Here is a 21,499-nt window from a genome sequence, read left to right as displayed (position 1 = left end):
TGTGGTGGGCACGGCTTTCGCCTTTGCCCATCCTACATTGTTTGTCACCAGCGAAAATAAATAGATTGTACCGGTTATATAAAACCGTCATATTCCACGCCGCACCTCAGCAAACCGTAGGATGGGCAAAGCGAAGCGTGCCCATCAAATCCGTCTTGTTTTGTTCCGGAGACTCCCAGGTGCAACATATTACTCAAAGTCCATATCTTTGAAATCTTCTTCACGTAATACGTCTGTTTCATACCAACCCTTACGAACAGCTTGAGGATATGAACTATATGGCCAATCCTGAGGTTCAGAAACATAACCATGTTTAACAGGATTAAAGTGGATATAATCCACATGTCTTCTCCAATCCTCCTCATCGCGGATATAATGTTCCCAGAAACGCCGTTGCCAGATACCCTTCTCCCGTTTTCTGGCCTTGGAAGCGTTTACAGACCCACAGGGAAGGCCGGATGAAAATTTACGTTTAATCACCATCCAGCGTCGGGAAAAATCTTTGTCACCTTCAGGCAGTTTCCATAATGTGTGCAGATGATCCGGTAACACCACAATCGCCTCAATTTCAAAGGGGTAACGAGACATACATAGACGAAAGGCGGCACGCAACCGTTCTATATTATCAATTAATAGAGGTTCCCGATTCTCCGTCACGACCGTAAAGAAATAGATCGCACCCGATTGATAAAAACGCCGATATTCCATGTTGTACCTCAATTAACACCAAATAACCAAACCGTATTATGGGCAAACCGTAGGCAAAATGTAGGATGGGCAAAGCGAAGCGTGCCCATCATATTCGTCTTCTTCCATCATCCCGCACCCACCCATTTGATCACCATAACGCAACATCTCCCTTATATCGCCATACCGTCTTCTTGACCCGTGTGATTTTATTTTATTGGATTGATGGGCACGGCTATCGCCTTTGCCCATCCTACATTTTATTTATTTTGTTCCGGGGGCTTCCATTTGCGAACGTCTATCTTTCCGGTAACGGCGGCGGAGATTAGGGCTGTGCGGCGTTCTTGCATTAACTTAATAGCATCAACTGCTTTTTTGATTAACTTATCAAATCTCTCCAGTTCAAAATCTAGATATTTAACTATTTGATGCTGCTCATTAATTTCTGGTATTGTAATCTTAAATTTACTTACAATATCTGCATTAAGGTTCATCTGACTTGTTTCGTTACCACCGTCTCTAATTGCATGATAGGCCGCTATAAAGAAATAACGTAAATATTTATTCCACATTGTTTCTTTTGGAGTAATCGCTGCGCAGGCTTGGTTATAAGTTGCGGAGACACCTAATATAGCAACACGGCCTCGCGTAACACCTTGTCCATACATAGCCATCAATAAAGTACCAGGCGGTGAAATTGTTACTGCCGAATTACATACACCTTCTGGTGTAATATGTTCCTCTGTTTCAAGAATTTCTTTATATTTAACTTCTCCAGTTTTAATCCACGGAATATCGCCACCCCAGTACTCCTTCTTAGATCGGTCAGGAGTTGCACCAGTAGAAATGTTTGCATAATAACCTAAAGAAGAAACACCCCAATGCTCCGGCACCCCCCCCCAACCACTCAACACCAGAATCCTTCATGGCGACATCGGGATTTAAACCTTTGGTAACGACATGGCTAATCACTGCCTGGCGTTTTTCTTTCAGCAGTTTGATTAGCTGTTGTTGTTTTTCGATCAGGGTATCGATTTTGGTTGTTTCGTGGTTAAGGAAATTGGCGATTACCACCGCTTCTTCTTTAATAGGTTGTGGGTAAAATACATTTTCTAACGCATATGTCCCCAATCCATAACGAGTTAATCCATTTGATCTTGTTGCAAAATATGCACGTGCGTACTCACATTCAAAAACTCGCTTAACATAAGCACTATAAGATTTATTAAAAGGTCTAATCACTGAAAGGTGATAACCGCAAACAACTCCGGGCATGTTCTCAGATACGAAAGTTGGTATTGCTATATCATTAGGGTCTTCAGAATCTTTCGTGATAATTGTATCACCAGCTTGAAGAGTGAATTTCTCAATCTGTTCTATTGTTGCGCTAGCCTTCATAAAATCTATAGAATTATCAATAAAATCATTGTAATAAACATCAGTATAATTACATAAAACTATTGGTAGTTCACCATCCTTTGTTTTCTTATCAATGTTACTTGGGTGAATATTAGCAATAAATTTTAATTTTTTTACATCCCAGTGTTCTGGTACTTCCCCCAACCACTCTACCCCAGAATCCTTATACTCCGGATACGCTTGGTATCTACCCGTCATTATGAATACCCCACACACTGTAGGATGGGCAAAGGCTTGCCGTGCCCATCTTTGGGTGTTATTGATGGAACAGATAGATGGGCACGCTTCGCTTTGCCCATCCTACACATGTTACATCCATGCCAATTCGTCATCATGAATGCACCTCTTTAAGTAGATCCATAATCTCCGCACTCACCTTATCCAAATCCGCATCAATCTCCGCCAGATCTCGTGGCGGCTGATAGACATAGAAATGGCGATTAAAGGGAATTTCATAACCCACAATACCGATCTCCTGATCCTTTTCATCTTTTTTTCCAGCATCTATCCAGGCATCCGGCACATGAGGCTGTACCTCTTTGGCAAAGTAAGCTTCGTTGATTTCGTTAACCGGCCTGGAAGGATCAAGGGCAACATTCTCGTTATCACGCAGATCACCATCTGCTTTGTATTCAACCACCTCACCACCTACCTTAAACAATCCGTAAACAGGATTGGCCTTGCCCTTATGGATTTTCTTAATGACTTTCTCCGCATCCGGGTTCCTCCAACTGACGGCAACAGTTATCTGTTTTTTCTCATTGGCCTTTAATTTGATACCTGTTCCTTTAATGACATCATCATAACCATTCATATCGTCATGCTGTTCTGAACCAATGATCTGTTGCAGTTGTCTGGCTTTTAACAGTATCTGTCTCTGGTTTAACCAGGTTTTGATGTCTAACAGATCTTTAATCTGTTTCTCTTTCAGCTCGCTAAAGTGATTTTTTATATGCGTGCGAATATCCGTTTCGTTCTCGCTTAATACGCCATAAGAGTCACAATCAATATCGTCAGTCCAGTTGCTTCCGTATTCAGCATATGCCCATTTCATAGCCACGTTTAAGGGTTTGGGGGCAAAGCGCAGCTCGGCAATGCGTTCATCACTGAACTGCCAGGATTCACGCAAGGGGCGTTCAATGGTGATCCGGCGGTAGCCGAATTCATACGTGTTAAAGATCTTACTGCCAAAGGTTTTCGGCGCCTCCGTCTTCGAGTTTTCCGATTGGCGTCCACGGTTGCTTTTAGTATCTGCCGGCTTATCCAGCTCACGTGCATCGACCACATCAAAATTGCCAAAGCAGCGGGTAATGGTGGCAATGTCATCATCACCCATTACATTACGCTTAGAACCTAAAGATTTACGCATTTTCCCATAGAGGTTGACTCCATTAATCAGTTGAACTTTGCCTTTACGTTCCTTTGATTTTTTATTAGACAGCACCCAGACATAGGTGGCAATACCGGTATTGTAGAACATGTCGGCAGGAAGTGCGACAATGGCCTCTAATAGATCAGCTTCTAATATATAGCGACGTATCTCCGATTCACCAGACCCCGCACCGCCGGTAAATAGAGGTGAGCCGTTGAGGATAATACCGATACGGGCGCCCCCTTCGGAAGCGTCCCTCAATTTACTGATCAAGTGCAGCAGAAACAGCAGCGATCCGTCAGATACACGGGGTAACCCAGGGCCGAAACGCCCATCAAAACCTTTGAGCTTATTTTCGTCTTTTATATCCTGTTCAATCTTTTTCCAATCAACGCCAAAAGGAGGATTGGATAACATGTAGTCAAATTTATCGGCATAGAGCTGATCACCGGAAAGAGTGTTGCCAAATTTGATATTGGTGACGTCCTGCCCTTTGATCAGCATATCCGCTTTACAGATAGCATAACTCTCCGGATTGAGCTCCTGGCCAAAGGCACGCATAACTGCCTGAGGGTTTAACTCATGCACATACTCCATACCTGAAGAAAGGAAACCGCCGGTACCTGCTGTGGGATCGTAGATGGTGCGTATAATGCCCGCTTTGGTTAGGGCGTCATCATCTTCCATAAACACCAGCGAGGTGGTGAGACGCACGATATCACGCGGGGTAAAGTGTTCTCCTGCGGTTTCATTAGAGCTTTCAGCAAATCGGCGGATCAGCTCTTCAAACACCAGACCCATTTCATAGTTGGAAATTGCCTCAGGGCTTAAATCCATTGTCCTGACTCTTTGCATAACCTTATACAACAGGTTGGCATCGTTAAGTTGTCCGATATACTCACCAAATTTAAAGTACTCAAATATCTCACGGGCATCTTTGGAAAAACCCTGAATATAAGATTCCAGGTTATCCTTTATACCGGATTCACCCAGTTTGGAGAGGTCCATCTTGGAAGTGTTAAAAAATGATAAACCTCCGGTAGCACGTAACAGCTTTTTTTCTTCGCCTACTTCCGGTAGGTTCATCTTTTTTACTTTTTCATATTCGGCCAGTACAGCATCTTTACTCTCTTCCAGTACCCCTTCAAGGCGACGTAACAGAGTAAACGGCAAGATCACCCGGCCATATTGGCTTTGTTTGAAATCGCCGCGTAAAAGGTCGGCCAGAGACCAGATATAGGCTGCCAAATTGTTAGTTGTTTGAGTCATATACTAATTTTCCAATAGTAATTATTATGATATTTTTGATTCTGCAACTTACTTGTCAAATAAGAAGTCCTTTATAACGAACACGTTACAACTATTTCATATAAAATGTAACATTATTATCAAATAAAAACTATGCCCTAAGATAATATGTACGGAAAATGTTTATTGGAGAAAATCCTACTTATTTAAAAACAGGTAAAACTATTTTTATGGAGATATATTAAGAATAGAAAAAAATCCCAGATCAAGTAGGTCCCGCCAAACAAATCGTCGGGTAAAAATGACAATTCTACAGTAATATTTTAAAGGTGATTAGTAACTGCTTCCTACTGTTGCCATTCTTCCCCTCCATTCAATTCCGTCTCAATCTCTTCAATGCTTGGCAAACAAGATTTGAATTCATCAGGCAGATTTTTTGTGATTATATATTCACTTACTCCAATCGGTTTATGGACATCCTTCAGGGAATACTCCACCACTGTATCATTTTTTGACTTGCAGATAAGAATACCGATAGTAGCATTATCCTGCTCTGATTTTAAAGTCCCATCTACCGCCGATACATAAAAATTAAGTTTACCGGCGAATTCCGGTTTAAATTTTACGGATTTCAGTTCAACCACTACATAGCAATGCAACTGTACATGATAAAACAACAAATCTATAAAAAACTCATCACCGGAAACTTCCAGTTTGTATTGCTGACCTATATATGAAAACCCGGCTCCCAATTCCAGCAGAAATTTGGTGACATGATTTACCAAAGCATTTTCCAGCTCTTTTTCGTTATGTTTTTCTGTTAATGTCAGAAAATCGAAATTATAGGGGTCTTTCAGAGTTTCGTTGGCTAAATCTGATTGTGGTTTCGGCAATGTGGCCTTAAAATTGGTTATGGCTTTACCCTCTCGCTTAAACAGATTACTTTCAATATGATGAGTCAGAACAGACCTTGACCAGTTGTTTTGAATGGTTTTTTGAATATAGAAGAAAGCTTCATCCGGGTTTCTACACTTGGATATGATGGTAATATTGTGTCCCCATGGAATTTGTGTTAATTGGGCAACCGCTTGTTGCCCAATTGATTTTTTCGACTGCAAAGGAGCTTGTGATGAAATCTGGCCAGCAGCTTGTTGGCTTTTTCCAATTTCTAATTGCGAAACAGGTTGTTTCGCAAAAGGAAGAAAGTGTTCTTTTTTTTTATCTGAAAGAATCCAGAAACCATGTTCTGAAATATTAGTTATTTCCGGTTTTAAAATGTTTTTGCCATTTCTAATGATTTCATTTTTGTGTTTCTCTCTCCAGCAGAAACGCCGGAATTATTTATTAATTAATTTTAACAGTTTGTTGGCCAGTTCAGAATCAAGACTTTTCAGTATTTCATACTGCTTTAAGGCAGAGTCTTTATCGTCTGATGCATTATAAATGTAACCAAGGTTATAATGTGCTGTGGCATCAGGCTTAATCCTTAAAACCTGCTTTGACGCTTCAATCGCATCTTCATACAAGTATAAATTCAGACAGACGTAACCGAGAGCTTTATGGGCCTCCGCGTCATCAGGAACGATTTTTATTGCCTGCTTTAATGACTCAATCGATTCTTGGTACATGCCTGATTTGAGACAGGCAATACCAAGATTAAAATAAGACTTTGCATCATGAGGATTCTTCTCTGCGGCCTGCCTGTAAGCTTCTATCGACTCCACGTTAAAGTCCTCTGACAGAGAAATACCGCCCGTGAAAACAAACCACATGGTTACTGTGATTATTAATAGATATGGTCTCTTCATATTTGAAATGTGTCAAAAATTGAATTGCAGCAACTGCTAATTAATTTTTATTATAAAAGAGTATGTATGTTTTTCAATACAAAAGATTATTCATCGTGAGGGCTCCAGGGAGACAGAGAAAAAACGTTGGAGGATAAATGGGCATAAGCCTGTACATAGAAACGCCTGGAAATGAGGTGAAATATTATACAAAACATGTATTATTACATAGTTGTCTTTACCTATTATCGTTTACAATGTTTAAAGGAGGGTATTATGCGCTGGAAACAATTTCTCACTCCCGTTAAATCGATTAATGTGGACCAGGCGAGAGAGTATAGGGAGGAAAAACCTCCCGATGAACTTACCTTTTTAGATGTACGTCAACCTAAGGAATATGAGACAGGTCATATCCCGGGAGCCAAACTTATACCCCTGCCGGAAATAACATCACGGATTGGTGAAATAGATCCTGATAAAGCAACCGTTGTATACTGTGCCGTAGGAGGACGCAGCCGGATTGCCGCCCAGATGATGGCGGCACAGGGATTCGGTGATGTTTATAATCTTTCCGGAGGATTTAAGGCATGGAAAGGTGAGGCCGCTTTTGGAACAGAGAACAAGGGGTTGGAACTTTTTACCGGTAACGAATCGGTTGAAAAGACCCTGATAGTCGCTTATTCTCTTGAGGAAGGCCTGCGAAATTTTTATTTTGAAATGAAGGCCAGAGTAAATAACAGTGATGCCAGTAACCTCTTCGAGAAACTATCTGAAATAGAGATTAAACACCAGAATCGTATTTTAGAAGAGTATAGCAAAATCACGGAGAAATCCGTAACCAGAGAAGAGTTTGAAAAAAGTGTTGCTGTCAAGAAACTTGAAGGAGGTCTTACTACAGAAGAGTATGCAAATCTTTTTCATCCGGACTGGGAATCGGTAACAGACATTATTGAAGTGGCAATGTCAATTGAGGCACAGGCACTTGACCTCTATTTACGTGCTAGTGAAAGAGCCGGGGATTCTCAATCTCAAAAAGTATTGAGGCAGATTGCTGATGAAGAGCGGACTCATCTGGCACAACTGGGTAAATTGATCGAAAGTATATGATCCGGGTATTATATTCTTATTGATAATGTGCCGCACCGGTATGCATCAAATCTGTTTACCCTTTTTCATTAATTATGGAGGTAACGTTGGGAAAACATCTCGTAATTGCCGGCGGTGGGCACGCGCATATGCTGACACTTGCCAATCTTCACAAATTTATTGAAAAAGGTCATAAAGTAACCCTTATCGGCCCATCACCCTACCACTATTATTCCGGTATGGGCCCGGGGATGTTGGGAAAAACATACAACCCGGAAGAGGTCCGCTTTGCGACAAAACAAGTAGTAGAGAAACAGGGTGGTGTGTTTATGCAGGATAGAGTAAATCGCGTTAATCCTGAAAACCGAACGGTATACCTTGATTCCGGCCAGACTATTACCTACGATGTGCTTTCATGTAATGTCGGCAGTTATGTACCAATGACGATTGTATCAGGAACAGACACAGATATCTTCCCGGTAAAGCCGATTGAATTACTGATGCATGTACAGGAGCGAATGCTTGAACTTACCTTACAAAAAAATATTTCTATCGGAATAATAGGAGGCGGTCCTTCTTCTGCTGAAACTGCCGGAAACATCTGGAGATTGGGAAAATACTATGGCAAAAATATCCCGGTAATAACGATCTTTTCAGGTGAAAAATTTATGGAGCATTTTCCGGAAAATGTTCGCAACAGAATTTTCCGATCCTTGACAAAACGCGGTATAGAAATCCTGGAAAATGATTTCGTAAGGGAGGTAAAAACCGGACAGATTGTCATGGAATCAGGGCAAAAACATTTTGTGGACTTAATCCTTCTGGCTCATGGAATAAAGACGTATCCCGTCTTTCAGAAATCAGGATTACCAACCGGCCCTGAAGGAGAGCTCCTTGTCAACAAATACCTTCAATGTACCGCACATGCTGAAATATTCGGAGGTGGAGATTGTATTTATTTTACAGACAAGCCACTTGATAAAGTTGGGGTTTACGCAGTACGGGAAAATCCGGTCCTTTACCACAATCTCATGGCATCTTTAGATGAGACAGAACTTCATACTTTTGATCCCGGCGGAGAGTACCTGCTCATTTTTAATATGGGAGACGGTACCGGAGTTTTGCGAAAAAAAAAGATGGTAATAGGAGGAAGGCTCGCCTTTATAATTAAGAATTATATTGATCGCAGATTTATGAAGAAGTTCCAATCACAGGAATAACAAAACACAAAATCCAGCCATACCTCTGGACTGTTGTCGAAGGCCTTGGATAATCTGAAAGCCATTGCAGGTGATATGCGGTTTTTACGGTTTACAAAGAGAAGGTTGCTGAAAGTGAGACGGTTCGCACCGGGAATGTCGGCCGCTTTAGCAATACTAAGTCATTGGGATTTTTACAAAAACTGACCAATAAAAAACATGTGTTTGCATGCGTCTGGTGGACGTGCTGAGCACAGGTTTTTTAGTTGCTAAATTTAAATTATTAACTACTATAGGTAAATTGAAGCTAAAGGTATCATTCTTGCTTATAATAAAAACTTATAACAAAAAATACTATATAACCTTGTTTGACTGAAAACTATTATATTTGTTGCACTTTTATGAAAAAATTCAATAAAATTGATAATTTTGAGTGTTTTCAATTGACTTTCATGTGTGGCGCAATACATAAGCCCCTTATACTAGTATATTATAAACTGAGCGCCCATAGCTCAATTGGATAGAGTATCGGTCTACGAAACCGGGGGTTGCACGTTCGAATCGTGCTGGGCGCGTATAAATTCTCTTTGAGCTCTAGTGGTAACGTTTATGTTAACTGAATACCGTTCGCATGAGTTTTATATGCGGCAGGCAATCACTGAAGCAAATAAGGCATTGGAAAAAGATGAGGTCCCTGTAGGAGTTGTAATCGTTCATGGCAATAGCATAATTGCAAAAGCGCATAATCAACGCGAGATGTTATTAGACCCCACAGCCCATGCTGAAATGATTGCAATCACACAGGCATCTGCATCTCTTCAAAACTGGAGGCTAAGCGATACTACCGTGTATGTGACTCTGGAACCATGCGCAATGTGTGCGGGGGCGTTAGTCCAGGCCCGGGTTAAAAACCTGGTATACGGAGCGAAAGATAAAAAACAGGGCGCTTGTGAGTCAACCGTAAATCTGGTTAATGATCCTCGTTTTAATCACCGCGTGAACGTTATCTCGGGGGTTTTAGAGGATGAGTGCAGTCTGCTTTTGAAACGGTTCTTTCTGGAAAAACGCAGAGGTGATTGATTCCTGCACCATAGCAGAGGGCTGGTTTTCCGCGGCAGACAGGTTATTCGACCATAGTAAAATGGAGGGATGGCTGAGCGGCTGAAAGCGCTGGTTTCGAAAACCAGTTGGGGAGAAATCTTCACGCGAGTTCGAATCTCGCTCCCTCCGTTCCGGTATGGAGTGTTATTCCCTGAAACAGTATTTACCCGGATTGAGGCAGGATTGTTCCCCTTCACTCAATCTCTGATTGGAGAGGTGTCCGAGTGGCCGAAGGAGCACGCTTGGAAAGCGTGTAGGTGGGTGACTGCCTCGCGGGTTCGAATCCCGCCCTCTCCGCCATAATAATTAGTTGAATTACTGGCCGTGCTAGACGGGGAGCTAGCGGTTCCTTGTTACCTGCAATCCGCTTATGCAGGGTCGATCGCTTTTTGGAGGTTTTTCGGACTTTTGGTACTTTTTAAGCAAGTGGTGTTGAAGGCTGGGTCTCATGCAATGAGGCTATGTGAACCTGGTCAGATGCGGAAGCAAGCAGCCATAAGCATTTGTACTTATGTGCCGTGGGGTTGCCTGGTTGGAGCTAACTGCCTGGAGAGTCCAACGGAAAGAAAATCGAATAAAAGTGCACGGCCATTTTATCTAATTTTGAAAAGATATGTCATATATAGTTCTATCGAGAAGATATCGACCAAAATCGTTCCATGAAGTTGTCGGCCAAAAACATGTAGTTACTACATTGGTAAACGCCATTCGTACAGACCGTGTCGCGCATGCTTACCTGTTTGCCGGCCCAAGAGGGGTTGGTAAAACATCTATGGCAAGAATACTTTCCAAAGCCCTGAATTGTCAAAAAGGAACTACCTATAACCCTTGCAATGAATGCTCTACATGTAACAGCATTACAAACGGGAATGATATTGATGTTCTGGAAATAGATGGCGCATCCAACCGTGGCATAGATGAAATAAGAAATATCAGGCAAAATGTGGGGTATGCCCCCGCTGCGTCAAGGTATAAAATTTATATTATTGATGAAGTGCACATGTTGACGAAGGAAGCGTTTAATGCAATCTTGAAAACGCTGGAGGAGCCGCCTGAACATGTAAAATTTATCTTTGCCACCACTTCACCAGGCCGTGTGCCTGATACCGTTCAGTCGCGCTGCCAGAGGTTCGATTTCAAGAATATCTCTATACCTGATATCAGTGACAGGCTTGCACAGATTTGTAAAACAGAGAATATTGCCGCAGAGGAAGAGGTGCTCCAGTCCATTGCAAAATATGCCAGGGGAGGTTTGAGGGACTCCGAATCAATCCTGGACCAACTTGCCTCCTTTTGTCATGAAAAAATAACATTAAGAGATGTTTACGATATTTTTGGTGTTGTCAGTGAAGAGAAACTTTCAAGTTTGGTTAACAGCTTTATTGAAAAAAATCCTGAATTATCTATCGAGGTATTTCATAAAATCCTGGAAAGCGGTAAAGATATAGAAGGATTTATTGACCAACTGCTTCTTTATATTCGTGATTTACTCCTTATTTCTGTTTGCAAAGAGGAACCTAATGCTATAGAAACGGTATCAGGTGATCTTAATCTGTTACAAACGCAATCCTCATCACTTTCACCTGAAACATTAATGTATATGTTTCAGGTGATTTCCGAAGCTAAAACAAAAACCAGAGATTTACTTCAACAGAAGGTTTATCTGGAAGTTTTATTTGTAAAGCTTGCGACGATGGAAGAGTTAAGTCCGCTAAGCTCTGTTTTAGACAAAATAGAAGGAATGAAAAAGATGTTTGAGGGTAACGTAGAGGAGACAGACAAGGTAATGGTCATAAACAAAGCTGATGTTACAGTACCGGTTACACCTGAGATACAAGTAAAATCGGAGATATCGATACCAGTAAAGACGCAAATACAAGAAACGCCATCTCATAATAATGTAGTGTTAGATAAACAGGTAAGTCCTGATATCAGTTTTACTGAGACCTGGAATAAGGCAATGATTGAACTACAGAAAAAAAAGAAAACAACCTGGGCCCTGTTACAGAATGCAAGAGCATTACACATAGTTGATAGCGAAGCGATTGTAGAAGTCCCTAAGAATTATCTTATTCACAAAGAAAGGCTTGAAAAACCTGAAGAAAAGCGGATAATTGATGACTGCCTGGAAAAGGTAATCGGTAAGAAGATTCATGTAAAGTTCATAGTTTCAAAAAATGGCTTTAAGGCCGTTGATAATAAGAAGAGAGGACATGGAGTGGTGCAGGAAGGAAAAAGCAACAAATTAGATGATGTAAAAAATGAGCCTATGGTGAGAAAAGCAGTCGAGTTTTTTGACGGGTCAATTGTTAATATAAAGGAGGAAAAGGGATGAAGGGTATGGGTAACATGGGCAACATGATGAAGCAAATGCAAAAACAGGCTGCGAATATGCAGAAACAGATGGAATCTATTCAGGCCGACCTTAAAGAGCGTGTTATAGAAACCAGTTCCGGCGGTGGGATGGTAACCGTGCATGTTAATGGAAAACAAGAGCTTCTATCTATAAAGATTGATAAGGAAGTTGTCGATCCGGATGATGTCCAGATGTTGGAAGATCTTATACTAGCGGCAGTATCACAGGGCATGAAAAAGTCTCAGGAAATGTATCAAGAGGAGATGGGAAAGATGACGGGTGGTCTGAATATACCGGGAATGCCAAATATGTTTTAAAAAAGACGATATATATAAATATGAAAACGTATCCTCAATCTATGTTGAATCTCATGAGAGAGCTGGGCAGGATGCCAGGTATAGGTCAGAAAAGCGCTGAAAGAATAGCGCACTACATTCTCAGGCTACCTCATGATGAGGTGATGCAATTAGCTGTTGCGAAACGGAATGTTAAGCAAAATGTAAGTTACTGTTCGATTTGTTGTAATATTGGAGAGAGCGACCCTTGTCACATCTGCGCTGACCACGGGCGTGACAAAACAAAGATATGTGTAGTGGAACAACCAAAAGACCTTATTGCGATTGAAAAAGCGGGCTTCTATGAAGGAACTTATCACGTTTTGTTTGGGCATATCGATCCTCTGGAAAATGTTGCTCCGGAAGATATTAATATTGATAAATTAGTAAATAGAGCCAGGGAGAATAATATTCAAAAAGTGATCATTGCCACAAATCCGAATATGGAAGGTGATGTCACTGCCATGTACATTCATGAGCGTTTAGAGCCTTTAGGAATAAAAGTAACACAACTGGCGAGAGGCATGCCCTCGGGAAGTTATCTGGAGTATGCGAACTCCGCGGTTATTGCCGATGCGATTCATGGTAGAAAATTAATACAAAAGGATTAAGATTTTTCAAGGTTACAATTTATGAGAATAGATACAGTATTATCGCCGCAACTTCGACAACAGATGAAACTGGCACCCCAGGTGATCCAGTCCATTGAGATACTTCAGCTTCCTATGCTGGCTTTAGTAGAACATGTTCAGCAAGAGTTGATGGAGAATCCCGTTTTAGAAGAAGTTGCTGACGAAGAAAAAGATGAACAGAAAACAGATGAGCAAAAAACGCTTGATGAAGAGCTTACAGAAGGTAAAAATCAGGAAGAAGCGCAGGAGGATGAAGAGTTTAAAAGGCTTGGAGAAATGGCAGATGATTGGGGAGACTACTTTTCTCAAACAAATATAAAAAGAAGTGATGCTGTCGATGAACGAGACCGTAAACAGGAAGCGCTGGAAAATACAGCCGCAGGATCAATGTCGCTCCAGGATTATCTTCTTGGCCAGTTGTCGATTATGGAGTTAGATGATACGTTTATGGCAATCTGTGAAAACATAATTTATAGCATCAATGATATTGGATATCTGGCTTATCCTCTGGAAGAAATTGTTGAGCCAATAGAAATGCCCGTAAGTATTGAACAGGCAAATAAAGCGCTGGAAATCATACAAGGCATGGAGCCTCTTGGCGTTGGTGCAAGGAACTTGAAAGAGTGTCTTCTGCTACAACTGGATGAACGGGACCCTGATTACATTATTGCTAAAGAATTAATTTCAAATCACCTTGAAGACGTTGAAACAAAGAAATATAAGCTTATAGCAAAAAAGCTGGGTTATAATCTTGAGCTGATCAAAAAGGTAATAGAGTTTATTAAGACACTGAATCCCAAACCCGGTTCTCTTTTTGGCAATGAACGGATTCCTTATGTAACGCCGGAAGTCAAAGTGGATTGTGTGGACGGAAAATATGAGGTCACACTCGTAGGAGACCATAATCTACCGCGCATTTATATAAGCTCGTTTTATAAAGACGTACTTGTTGGTAAAGGTTATGATATAAACACAAGGCGTTATATTCGCAAAAAAATCGAATCTGCCAGATGGCTTATAGATGCTATTGAACAGAGAAAAGGAACACTGTACAAAGTGGCAGCCAAGATAGTAGAAATGCAGACACAGTTTTTTGAAGAGGGGACCCTCGCTCTTCGAACTTTAAAGATGCAGGATGTTGCTGATGCGGTGGGAATCCATGTATCAACAGTAAGCCGAGCCATAGCTCATAAATATGTTCAAACTCCTAAAGGAATTTTTGAGTTGAAATATTTTTTTACTGGTGGGTTTATGAATGCTGATGGTAACATGGAATCGTGGGAAGCGACAAGGCAAAAACTGTTAAAAATTGTTGAAGAAGAAGACAAATCAAGCCCATTAAGCGATGAGGAGATTGCTGCCAAATTAAGAGAAATGGGTGGCGATATCGCACGCAGAACGGTAACTAAATATAGAAGAAGTATGAAAATTCCTTCATCAAGAAAAAGAAAAGAGTGTTGAAACACACTTGTAACGTTTTGCTAAAAAACAGAAGGTTGTTGAAATCATAAAAAAAACTATTGTATTTCTCGTATTTGTTGTGTGTGCTTCAGGATGTTTTTCAACCAACCAAAGTCACAATGTCGCCCATGAGCGTGCATTAAAGAGGGATTTGAGGTTATTGCATAAAGATGTTGACTCTTTCCTTGGCAGAACAGAATCTTCAATGCTCAGTGAATAACAGATACTCCAGGTACAGCAAAAGCCTTCGTGTATAATATTATCGCCTTTCACACTAAAGTGAGAAGCGAATCGGCGAAACACTCCACACATTATTAATCATAGTTTCGAGTTTTAGTAATATGATTACTTACATTTCATTACCGCGTTATTTCACAGGATACTATTGATGTCACACAATTTTGATCTAATAATAAAGAACGGTACTCTTGTAGATGGGACAGGAAATGCCAGGAGAATTGCAGATATCGGGGTTCGTGGTGATAAAATAGTTTATATAGGCAAAATTATTGACTATCATGATTCCGAATTTATTGATGCTACCGGTTGTATTGTCGCACCGGGGTTTATTGACATCCATTCACACAGTGACTTTTTCTGGTTAGTCAGCCCGGAAAGTGAAAGTAAAATCTATGATGGTGTTACCACAGAGATTTGTGGAAACTGCGGTATATCTGCATTTCCGTTAAAAGGCCAACTGCTTGAAAACAAAAAAAAGGATTCAGCAAATTCGATCTGGATATTAATTGGCAAACTGCTGAGGAATTTTTTAAAAGAGCAAACGACACGAAGAGTTCTATAAATAGAGGATTTCTCGTTGGTCACGGTAATATCCGCGCCTGCATATTGGGATATGAAGATCGTGAACCGGATAGTAGTGAACTTGCTAAAATGAAACAGGAGCTAAGGGATGCATTGGAATCAGGTGCTTTTGGTATGTCAAGCGGATTGGTTTATCCTCCGGGATGTTACGCAAAAACCGACGAATTAATTATACTATGCAAAATAGTCAGAGAACATAATGGCATATATGCTACCCATATGAGGGATGAAGGCAATGAACTGGAAACTGCATTAAACGAAACGATAAATATATCTAAAGAGAGCGGAGTAAAGACCCAGATTTCTCACATTAAGACATGGGGACAGAAAAACTGGTGGAAGATTGATAAAATTGAAAATCTGCTAAAAAACGCCAGAGCTGAAGACATAAAAATCACCTGTGATCGATACCCATATACGGCGGCGGCAACAGATTTAGATATCATTTTGCCTGATTGGGTATATGAGGGAGGCGCCTCCAAAGAGAAAACAAGGCTGGAAGATCCTCTGTGTAGAGAACGTATTATCAAAGAAATGGAACAAGAGGGGGTAAGTGAGGAGTTTTGGGGAACCATAATGATTTCATCAGTGTTTAATAAAGAACAAAGGCATTATGAAGGAAAAACTATTGCTGAAATCTCAAACGTATTGAAAATACCTTCTATAGAATTTGTTCTCGACCTTTTATATCAAGAAGATTGTAGGGTTGGTGTTATATTCTTTAATATGTCAGAAGAAAATCTTGCCAGGATATTAAAATGGGATTTTGTTATGGCAGGTTCCGACAGCTCTCTTCGATCTTTAAAAGGGATATTAAATTATGGGAAGCCACATCCAAGGGGTTACGGTACTTTTTCCAGAATAATAAGAAAATATGTTAATGAAACATCTATTCTTTCTATAGAAGAGGCGATATATAAAATGACCGGACTCCCCTCTCAAACACTGGGGCTTAAATATAGAGGGCTTTTAAAGGAGGGATTCTTTGCGGATATAACAATTTTTGACCAGAGGACAATCTCAGAACAGGCAACGTTTGCTATCCCGCATAATTACTCAACGGGTATCAAGCATGTCTTGGTAAACGGTAAATTAACTGTTAAAAACGGACAGCACAAGAACATTATGAATGGTGCAGTTCTCAAGAGTTAGATTTTGATCCGAAATACCTTGAATTATCAAAATGAGTATCGATTATCATATTGCTATTGATACTCATTTATACTACTATTTTGGAAGTGTTAAATCACTAATATTATTTAATCTGGGTTTTAATACCTAAAAGGAGGTTTTCGTGTATAGGAAAAGATGGAACATAAGAAAGTATTTTTTGTCCCTTATAGTCCCACTGTTTGTTTTATCATTTATCTCTGGATATGCAGGTAGCGCCAGGGCGGTAACAGGTCCGGGAGAATTAGAACAGTCTTTAATGCATGTTGCGGAAGATGTCAAACTGTCCGTTGTTTCTATCACAACGGTAAAAGTTTTTAAACATTCCTCTATGGGGGGATATCATGGTGATCAATATGGACGAGGACGTGGCCATGGTAATGGGCGTGATAGAAGGGGAGGTCCTTTCGATGATTTTTTTGACAAATTTGTACCAAAAGCCCCTCCTAAGGGAGAGTTTAAATCACAGAGCCTCGGTTCCGGTGTAATAGTAAAAATTGATGGTGATAAAGGATACATCCTTACCAACAACCATGTAGTTGCTGATACTGACGAATTAAAGGTCAAGCTTAGCGACAAGAGAGAGTTTGACGCGGAAATTGTAGGCACAGACGAACAGACAGATTTAGCGGTAATAAAAATTGAAGGAAAGAACCTGTTAGCGGCAAAGTTAGGAGACTCTGAAAACCTGAGGCAAGGGCAGTGGGCAATTGCAATTGGCAATCCCTTTGGCCTTACTCATACGGTATCCGTTGGTGTTGTGAGTGCAATAGGCAGATCAGGTGTTGGTATCGCAAATTATGAGAATTTTATTCAAACTGACGCAGCTATTAATCCCGGAAACAGTGGGGGCCCATTACTGAATATTGATGGAGAGATTATAGGGATTAATACCGCAATTTTCACTCGTTCAGGCGGTTACCAGGGAATAGGATTTGCCATTCCTGTAAACATGGCAAAAGCCGTACTCAGAGACCTGATTGATAAAGGAAAAGTCACTCGAGGCTGGTTAGGCGTCGCCATTCAGAATATGGACGCATCGCTTGCAGAACAATTCGGTGTAGAGGCAACAGAAGGAGTATTGATAAGCGACGTGCAGGACGATTCCCCTGCCAAGAAAGCAGGCTTTGAAAGAGGCGATATTGTAATCGGATATGATAATAAAGAAATAAGTGATGTTAATCATTTGCGTAACATAGTCGCTCAAACTCAGGTTGGTACAAAGGTTAAAATTAAAGTCTTGAGAAAAGAAAAGGAAAAGATTTTGACTGTGAAAATCGGTGAACAGCCTTCAGATCTGTTTGCGTCAGGTAAAACATCTATTGGTAATGACTTGGGTATATCAGTACAAGCCTTGACCGAAGAGTTGGCTAAAAGCTTCGAATTTGAGGGTGAAACCGGTGTTGTCGTTACTGCTGTAGAGCCAGGTAGCCCTGCTTCTCTAGCTGATGTTAAAGAGGGCGACTTAATAAAGGAAGTTAATCGACAAAAAATTAATAATTTAGATGAATTTAAAGATGCATTGAAACGTACTGCTAAAGGGAAAGACATTCTATTTTTATTAAGAAGAGGAATGCATACACGTTTTGTGATAATTAAGAGTAAGTAGGGGAGCAGGATTTCCTGACTGCAGAATAGATTATTATCACAAAGAAAAATTTAAGCCTCGTTACCATAGCACGGTAACGAGGCTAATTTTTTATAGTCAAACTATCATTGATAGTATAGATGATTTCACGAATTGCATGCTACTCCCTTTATTGAGAGTCTTCAAAAAGAGGCGAGAGGCTTTGTAGCCTTTTGATTATCGGTACCAGTTTTTCCAGTATATAATCAACATCTTCTTCCGTGTTGTATTTACTCAGGCTAAACCTGATTGTCCCCCTGCTGGTAACAGGGGGTACTCCCATTGCCTGCAGGACGTGAGATGGTTCTGCCGAACCGGTTGTACATGCGGAGCCTGAAGAAGTCGCGATGCCTGCCATATCAAGTAGAAGCAGAGTCGCCTCCCCTTCTACATATTCGAAGCTTACGCTACTCGTATTGGGTAGACGATCACTGTTTTCTCCATTTATTACCACATGAGTAAGCTGATCTTTGATGCCTTTTTCCAGTTTGTCTCTTAGACACCTTACTTCAGTCTGCTCTGCTTTTACATATCCTTCAGCTAATTCACAGGCCTTGCCCAGCCCGATAATATAGGGAACATTTTCTGTCCCGCTCCTTCTATTATCTTCCTGATGTCCGCCTATAATTAAAGGATCTATTCTCACCCCTTTTCGTATGAACAGAACACCAACACCTTTCGGTGCATGAAGCTTATGTCCCGACATTGACAGGAGGTCTATATAGCTGTGTTTAAGGTTTATGGGGATCTTACCAATTGCCTGGACCGCGTCACAGTGAAAAAGCGCCCCTTTTTCTTTGACTATTTTACCGATTTCTTCTATCGGAAATATTACGCCTGTCTCATTATTTGCATGCATGATAGAAACAATTGCCGTGTTGTCCTTTATGGAATCCCTTAACTCATCCAGATCAAGCATTCCGCCCTTATCAACATCAAGCTCGGTTACTTCGTAACCGTTCTTACCAAAATATTTACACACATTCAACACTGCCGGATGTTCAACCTTGGTTGTGATAACGTGCTTTTTGTCAGGATGCGCTTCCAGCGAACAATGTATGGCATAATTATTACTCTCCGTGCCGCAACTTGTAAATACGATTTCAGATGTATCTGCACCCAGGATGGTCGCTACTCTTTCTCTGGCCTGGTCCATTTTGCCTGCAACCTGTCTTCCGAAAGTATGTATACTTGATGGGTTGCCATAATATTCCTTAAAGTAAGGCAGCATCTCTTCCAAAACTTCATCATCAACTCGTGTTGTCGCATTATTATCAGCGTAAACTAACTTCATACGTAAATCTCCATTCTAATATAAATCAGTACGTCTGTGTTCAAATAAAGGTATTTCTGTTCTTACCTCTTCCAATAAATCTAAATCGATTTCCGCAATAATCACATTTTCTTTATCCCTGGCTTTTGCAAGGACCCTTCCCCACGGATCAACAATCATGCTGTTCCCATAGCATGTTATATTATTGGGGCTGGTTCCTATCTGATTTGCTGCTACAACAAAAGACTGATTTTCAATGGCACGAGCCTTAACCAGGGGGTCCCAGTGATATTCTCCGGTAGTTGAGGTAAATGCAGAAGGGATAAAAATAATCTGTGCTCCGTTTAACGCCAGAGACCTGTAAAGCTCGCAGAAACGTAAGTCGTAACAAATACTCATACCGACTTTCACGTTTCCCATATTGGCAGTAACTATTTTTTTACCTGCTACCACATTCTCCGATTCTTTATATCTTATCTTCTCTTGTATATCAACATCAAAAAGGTGGACCTTAGAATACTTTGCCACTATGTTACCATTTCGTCCTACTATTACAGATGTGTTATGGACCTTGTTCTTTCCAACCTTTTCAAATATGCTTCCGCATACTATAAAAATTCCATGCTTTTCCGCTCTATCAGATAAAGCATTAATTGTATCGCCCGGTATATTTTCCGCGTTTTCTACCATAACCTTTGTATGGCCGCAGCAGTTAAACATCTCAGGTAAGACCACAACATCAGCGCCATTCTTAACTGCATTATCGATAAACTTTCCTGCTAACTTCAAGTTTCCCGCTTTGTTTTCGTTTGAACAGAACTGGATTGCGGCAACAATGAATTTACGTCCTAATTCGTTTTCTGATTTAGCCATTTAATAATTAAAATAATTAATTGACACTCATCTTGTGCCAAAGTAGAATTTCAGACTTACTCAATAGATAAATGGAAATTAATCCATACATCTTACCATAATGAAAAGCTTTCATATAATCTTTTCTTCTGGTCTGTGCGTGTTTAGTAGAGAATAACGGGTTTTTTTGTGAGAAAAAAATGCTTAAAGAAAAAATAGGATTTATCGGTGGCGGCAAGATGGCAGAAGCTCTGGTAAAAGGGCTGCTCAGAACAAAACTGAGCCCTGTAGATAACATTATCGTCAGTGATGTTGACAACAAACGCTGTAAAACCCTTGAAAAAGAAATAGGGATAAATACTTCACTGGAGAATAAAAAAGTAATAGCCAATTCAGATGTCATAATACTTGCTGTCAAACCAAACGTAGTGGGTGTAATCCTTGAAGAATTAAAAAATGATATTACGGAAAAACATCTGGTTGTATCTATCGCAGCAGGGATTCCGTTGGACTTCATGGAATCCTCTTTAAACAAGGGATGTAGAGTAACCAGGGTTATGCCAAACACCCCGTGCCTTGTAGGTGAGGCAGCCGCAGGATACGCCCTGGGAAAAAATGCCACGCCGAATGATGGTGAATTGGTCGGACAGATACTTAATGCAGTAGGTAAGTCTTTTTTACTTGAGGAGAAATACCTCGATGCCGTTACGGGCCTGAGCGGCAGCGGCCCGGCATTCATCTATATGGTTATTGAAGCATTGACAGATGGAGGGGTTAAGATGGGTTTGCCAAGAGACGTATCTACGGCACTTGCAGCACAAACTGTCTTTGGCGCGGCAAAGATGGTACTGGAGTCAGGTATGCACGTAGGCGAACTCAAAGATTCTGTTACCTCTCCAGGAGGAACTACGATAGAAGGGCTTCACGCATTGGAAAAAGGCGGTCTCAGGAGTACCCTGATAAATGCCGTAGAAGTTGCTACAAAGAAATCAAAAAGACTGGGTAGGGCATTTTCAAAACAGAGAAAATAATAAAGGGATTAATTGCATAAATAAGTAAGCAAAACTCTTTC

At 40.7% G+C, this 21,499-nt stretch carries 19 protein-coding genes, 3 tRNA genes, 1 other RNA gene and 1 pseudogene; 15 read left to right on the top strand and 9 right to left on the bottom strand.

Going from position 1 to position 21,499, the window contains the following annotated elements:
• Nucleotides 1-189: 189 nt before the first annotated feature.
• The 7 genes and pseudogenes from SCALIN_RS12700 to SCALIN_RS12675 form a co-directional block, all read right to left on the bottom strand.
• Nucleotides 190-708, bottom strand: a complete 519-nt coding sequence (locus SCALIN_RS12700) for an REP-associated tyrosine transposase (protein ID WP_096894847.1) — start codon at nucleotides 706-708, stop codon at nucleotides 190-192.
• 36 nt (nucleotides 709-744) lie between these two features.
• Nucleotides 745-939, bottom strand: coding sequence for a hypothetical protein (locus SCALIN_RS21720; protein ID WP_133111882.1), 195 nt, complete (start codon nucleotides 937-939; stop codon nucleotides 745-747).
• Nucleotides 940-947: 8 nt separating this feature from the next.
• Nucleotides 948-1,580, bottom strand: a complete 633-nt coding sequence (locus tag SCALIN_RS12695; RefSeq protein WP_162532302.1) for a restriction endonuclease subunit S — start codon at nucleotides 1,578-1,580, stop codon at nucleotides 948-950.
• A complete protein-coding gene (locus SCALIN_RS12690; RefSeq protein WP_096894845.1) occupies nucleotides 1,513-2,304 on the bottom strand; it encodes a restriction endonuclease subunit S in 792 nt (263 codons plus the stop codon). The genes SCALIN_RS12695 and SCALIN_RS12690 overlap by 68 nt, the downstream gene beginning before the upstream one ends.
• A gap of 133 nt (nucleotides 2,305-2,437) precedes the next feature.
• Nucleotides 2,438-4,747, bottom strand: coding sequence for a type I restriction-modification system subunit M (locus SCALIN_RS12685; protein ID WP_096894844.1), 2,310 nt, complete (start codon nucleotides 4,745-4,747; stop codon nucleotides 2,438-2,440).
• Nucleotides 4,748-5,073: 326 nt separating this feature from the next.
• Nucleotides 5,074-5,826, bottom strand: a pseudogene (locus SCALIN_RS12680) (PDDEXK nuclease domain-containing protein); the annotation flags it as partial.
• 237 nt (nucleotides 5,827-6,063) lie between these two features.
• Nucleotides 6,064-6,534, bottom strand: a complete 471-nt coding sequence (locus SCALIN_RS12675) for a tetratricopeptide repeat protein (RefSeq protein ID WP_096894843.1) — start codon at nucleotides 6,532-6,534, stop codon at nucleotides 6,064-6,066.
• Between the two features lie 255 nt (nucleotides 6,535-6,789).
• Here SCALIN_RS12675 and SCALIN_RS12670 point away from each other — a divergent pair, with 255 nt between their 5' ends.
• From SCALIN_RS12670 to SCALIN_RS12605, 14 genes are all read left to right on the top strand, one after another.
• Entirely contained in the window at nucleotides 6,790-7,620 is an 831-nt protein-coding gene (locus SCALIN_RS12670) for a rhodanese-like domain-containing protein (RefSeq protein ID WP_096894842.1), read from the top strand.
• Nucleotides 7,621-7,706: 86 nt separating this feature from the next.
• Nucleotides 7,707-8,819, top strand: coding sequence for an NAD(P)/FAD-dependent oxidoreductase (locus SCALIN_RS12665; RefSeq protein ID WP_162532301.1), 1,113 nt, complete (start codon nucleotides 7,707-7,709; stop codon nucleotides 8,817-8,819).
• Nucleotides 8,820-9,299: 480 nt separating this feature from the next.
• Nucleotides 9,300-9,373: transfer RNA gene (locus tag SCALIN_RS12660), tRNA-Arg, on the top strand.
• Between the two features lie 34 nt (nucleotides 9,374-9,407).
• Entirely contained in the window at nucleotides 9,408-9,878 is a 471-nt protein-coding gene (tadA, locus tag SCALIN_RS12655) for a tRNA adenosine(34) deaminase TadA (RefSeq protein WP_096894840.1), read from the top strand.
• Nucleotides 9,879-9,941: 63 nt separating this feature from the next.
• Nucleotides 9,942-10,028, top strand: a tRNA-Ser gene (locus SCALIN_RS12650).
• A gap of 81 nt (nucleotides 10,029-10,109) precedes the next feature.
• Nucleotides 10,110-10,199 (top strand) — tRNA-Ser (locus SCALIN_RS12645).
• Between the two features lie 22 nt (nucleotides 10,200-10,221).
• An RNA gene (gene ffs / locus SCALIN_RS12640) (signal recognition particle sRNA large type) lies at nucleotides 10,222-10,487 on the top strand.
• Nucleotides 10,488-10,512: 25 nt separating this feature from the next.
• A complete protein-coding gene (gene dnaX / locus SCALIN_RS12635; RefSeq protein ID WP_096894839.1) occupies nucleotides 10,513-12,234 on the top strand; it encodes a DNA polymerase III subunit gamma/tau in 1,722 nt (573 codons plus the stop codon).
• Nucleotides 12,231-12,572, top strand: a complete 342-nt coding sequence (locus SCALIN_RS12630; protein WP_096894838.1) for a YbaB/EbfC family nucleoid-associated protein — start codon at nucleotides 12,231-12,233, stop codon at nucleotides 12,570-12,572. Before dnaX ends, SCALIN_RS12630 begins: the two co-directional genes overlap by 4 nt.
• 20 nt (nucleotides 12,573-12,592) lie before the next feature.
• Nucleotides 12,593-13,201 (top strand): recombination mediator RecR, encoded by a 609-nt coding sequence (gene recR, locus SCALIN_RS12625; protein WP_096894837.1) that lies wholly within the window; start codon nucleotides 12,593-12,595, stop codon nucleotides 13,199-13,201.
• A gap of 21 nt (nucleotides 13,202-13,222) precedes the next feature.
• The gene (rpoN, locus tag SCALIN_RS12620) at nucleotides 13,223-14,683 is read left to right on the top strand and encodes an RNA polymerase factor sigma-54 (protein ID WP_096894836.1); all 1,461 of its coding nucleotides are present in this window, start codon (nucleotides 13,223-13,225) and stop codon (nucleotides 14,681-14,683) included.
• A gap of 388 nt (nucleotides 14,684-15,071) precedes the next feature.
• Nucleotides 15,072-15,485, top strand: a complete 414-nt coding sequence (locus tag SCALIN_RS12615; protein WP_096894835.1) for an amidohydrolase family protein — start codon at nucleotides 15,072-15,074, stop codon at nucleotides 15,483-15,485.
• A gap of 44 nt (nucleotides 15,486-15,529) precedes the next feature.
• Nucleotides 15,530-16,657 carry an N-acyl-D-amino-acid deacylase family protein gene (locus tag SCALIN_RS12610; RefSeq protein WP_133111881.1) on the top strand — a complete coding sequence of 376 codons (1,128 nt, stop codon included), beginning with the start codon at nucleotides 15,530-15,532 and terminating at the stop codon, nucleotides 16,655-16,657.
• A 142-nt stretch (nucleotides 16,658-16,799) separates the two neighbouring features.
• Nucleotides 16,800-18,284: a DegQ family serine endoprotease gene (locus SCALIN_RS12605; protein ID WP_230406612.1), complete on the top strand. Its 1,485-nt coding sequence runs from the start codon at nucleotides 16,800-16,802 to the stop codon at nucleotides 18,282-18,284.
• 148 nt (nucleotides 18,285-18,432) lie between these two features.
• Here the strand turns inward: SCALIN_RS12605 and nifS are convergent, their stop codons facing one another.
• Both nifS and SCALIN_RS12595 read right to left on the bottom strand, forming a co-directional pair.
• The gene (gene nifS / locus SCALIN_RS12600) at nucleotides 18,433-19,596 is read right to left on the bottom strand and encodes a cysteine desulfurase NifS (protein WP_096894833.1); all 1,164 of its coding nucleotides are present in this window, start codon (nucleotides 19,594-19,596) and stop codon (nucleotides 18,433-18,435) included.
• Nucleotides 19,597-19,611: 15 nt separating this feature from the next.
• Nucleotides 19,612-20,448, bottom strand: a complete 837-nt coding sequence (locus SCALIN_RS12595; RefSeq protein WP_096894832.1) for a carbon-nitrogen hydrolase family protein — start codon at nucleotides 20,446-20,448, stop codon at nucleotides 19,612-19,614.
• A 179-nt stretch (nucleotides 20,449-20,627) separates the two neighbouring features.
• Between SCALIN_RS12595 and proC the strand changes: the two genes are divergently transcribed.
• Nucleotides 20,628-21,458: a pyrroline-5-carboxylate reductase gene (proC, locus tag SCALIN_RS12590; protein WP_096894831.1), complete on the top strand. Its 831-nt coding sequence runs from the start codon at nucleotides 20,628-20,630 to the stop codon at nucleotides 21,456-21,458.
• Nucleotides 21,459-21,499: the final 41 nt, after the last annotated feature.

Origin of the sequence: Candidatus Scalindua japonica, assembly GCF_002443295.1 — a bacterium.
Classification (GTDB): Bacteria; Planctomycetota; Brocadiia; order Brocadiales; family Scalinduaceae; genus Scalindua; species Scalindua japonica.
This window is presented reverse-complemented; position numbering and strand designations above follow the sequence as displayed.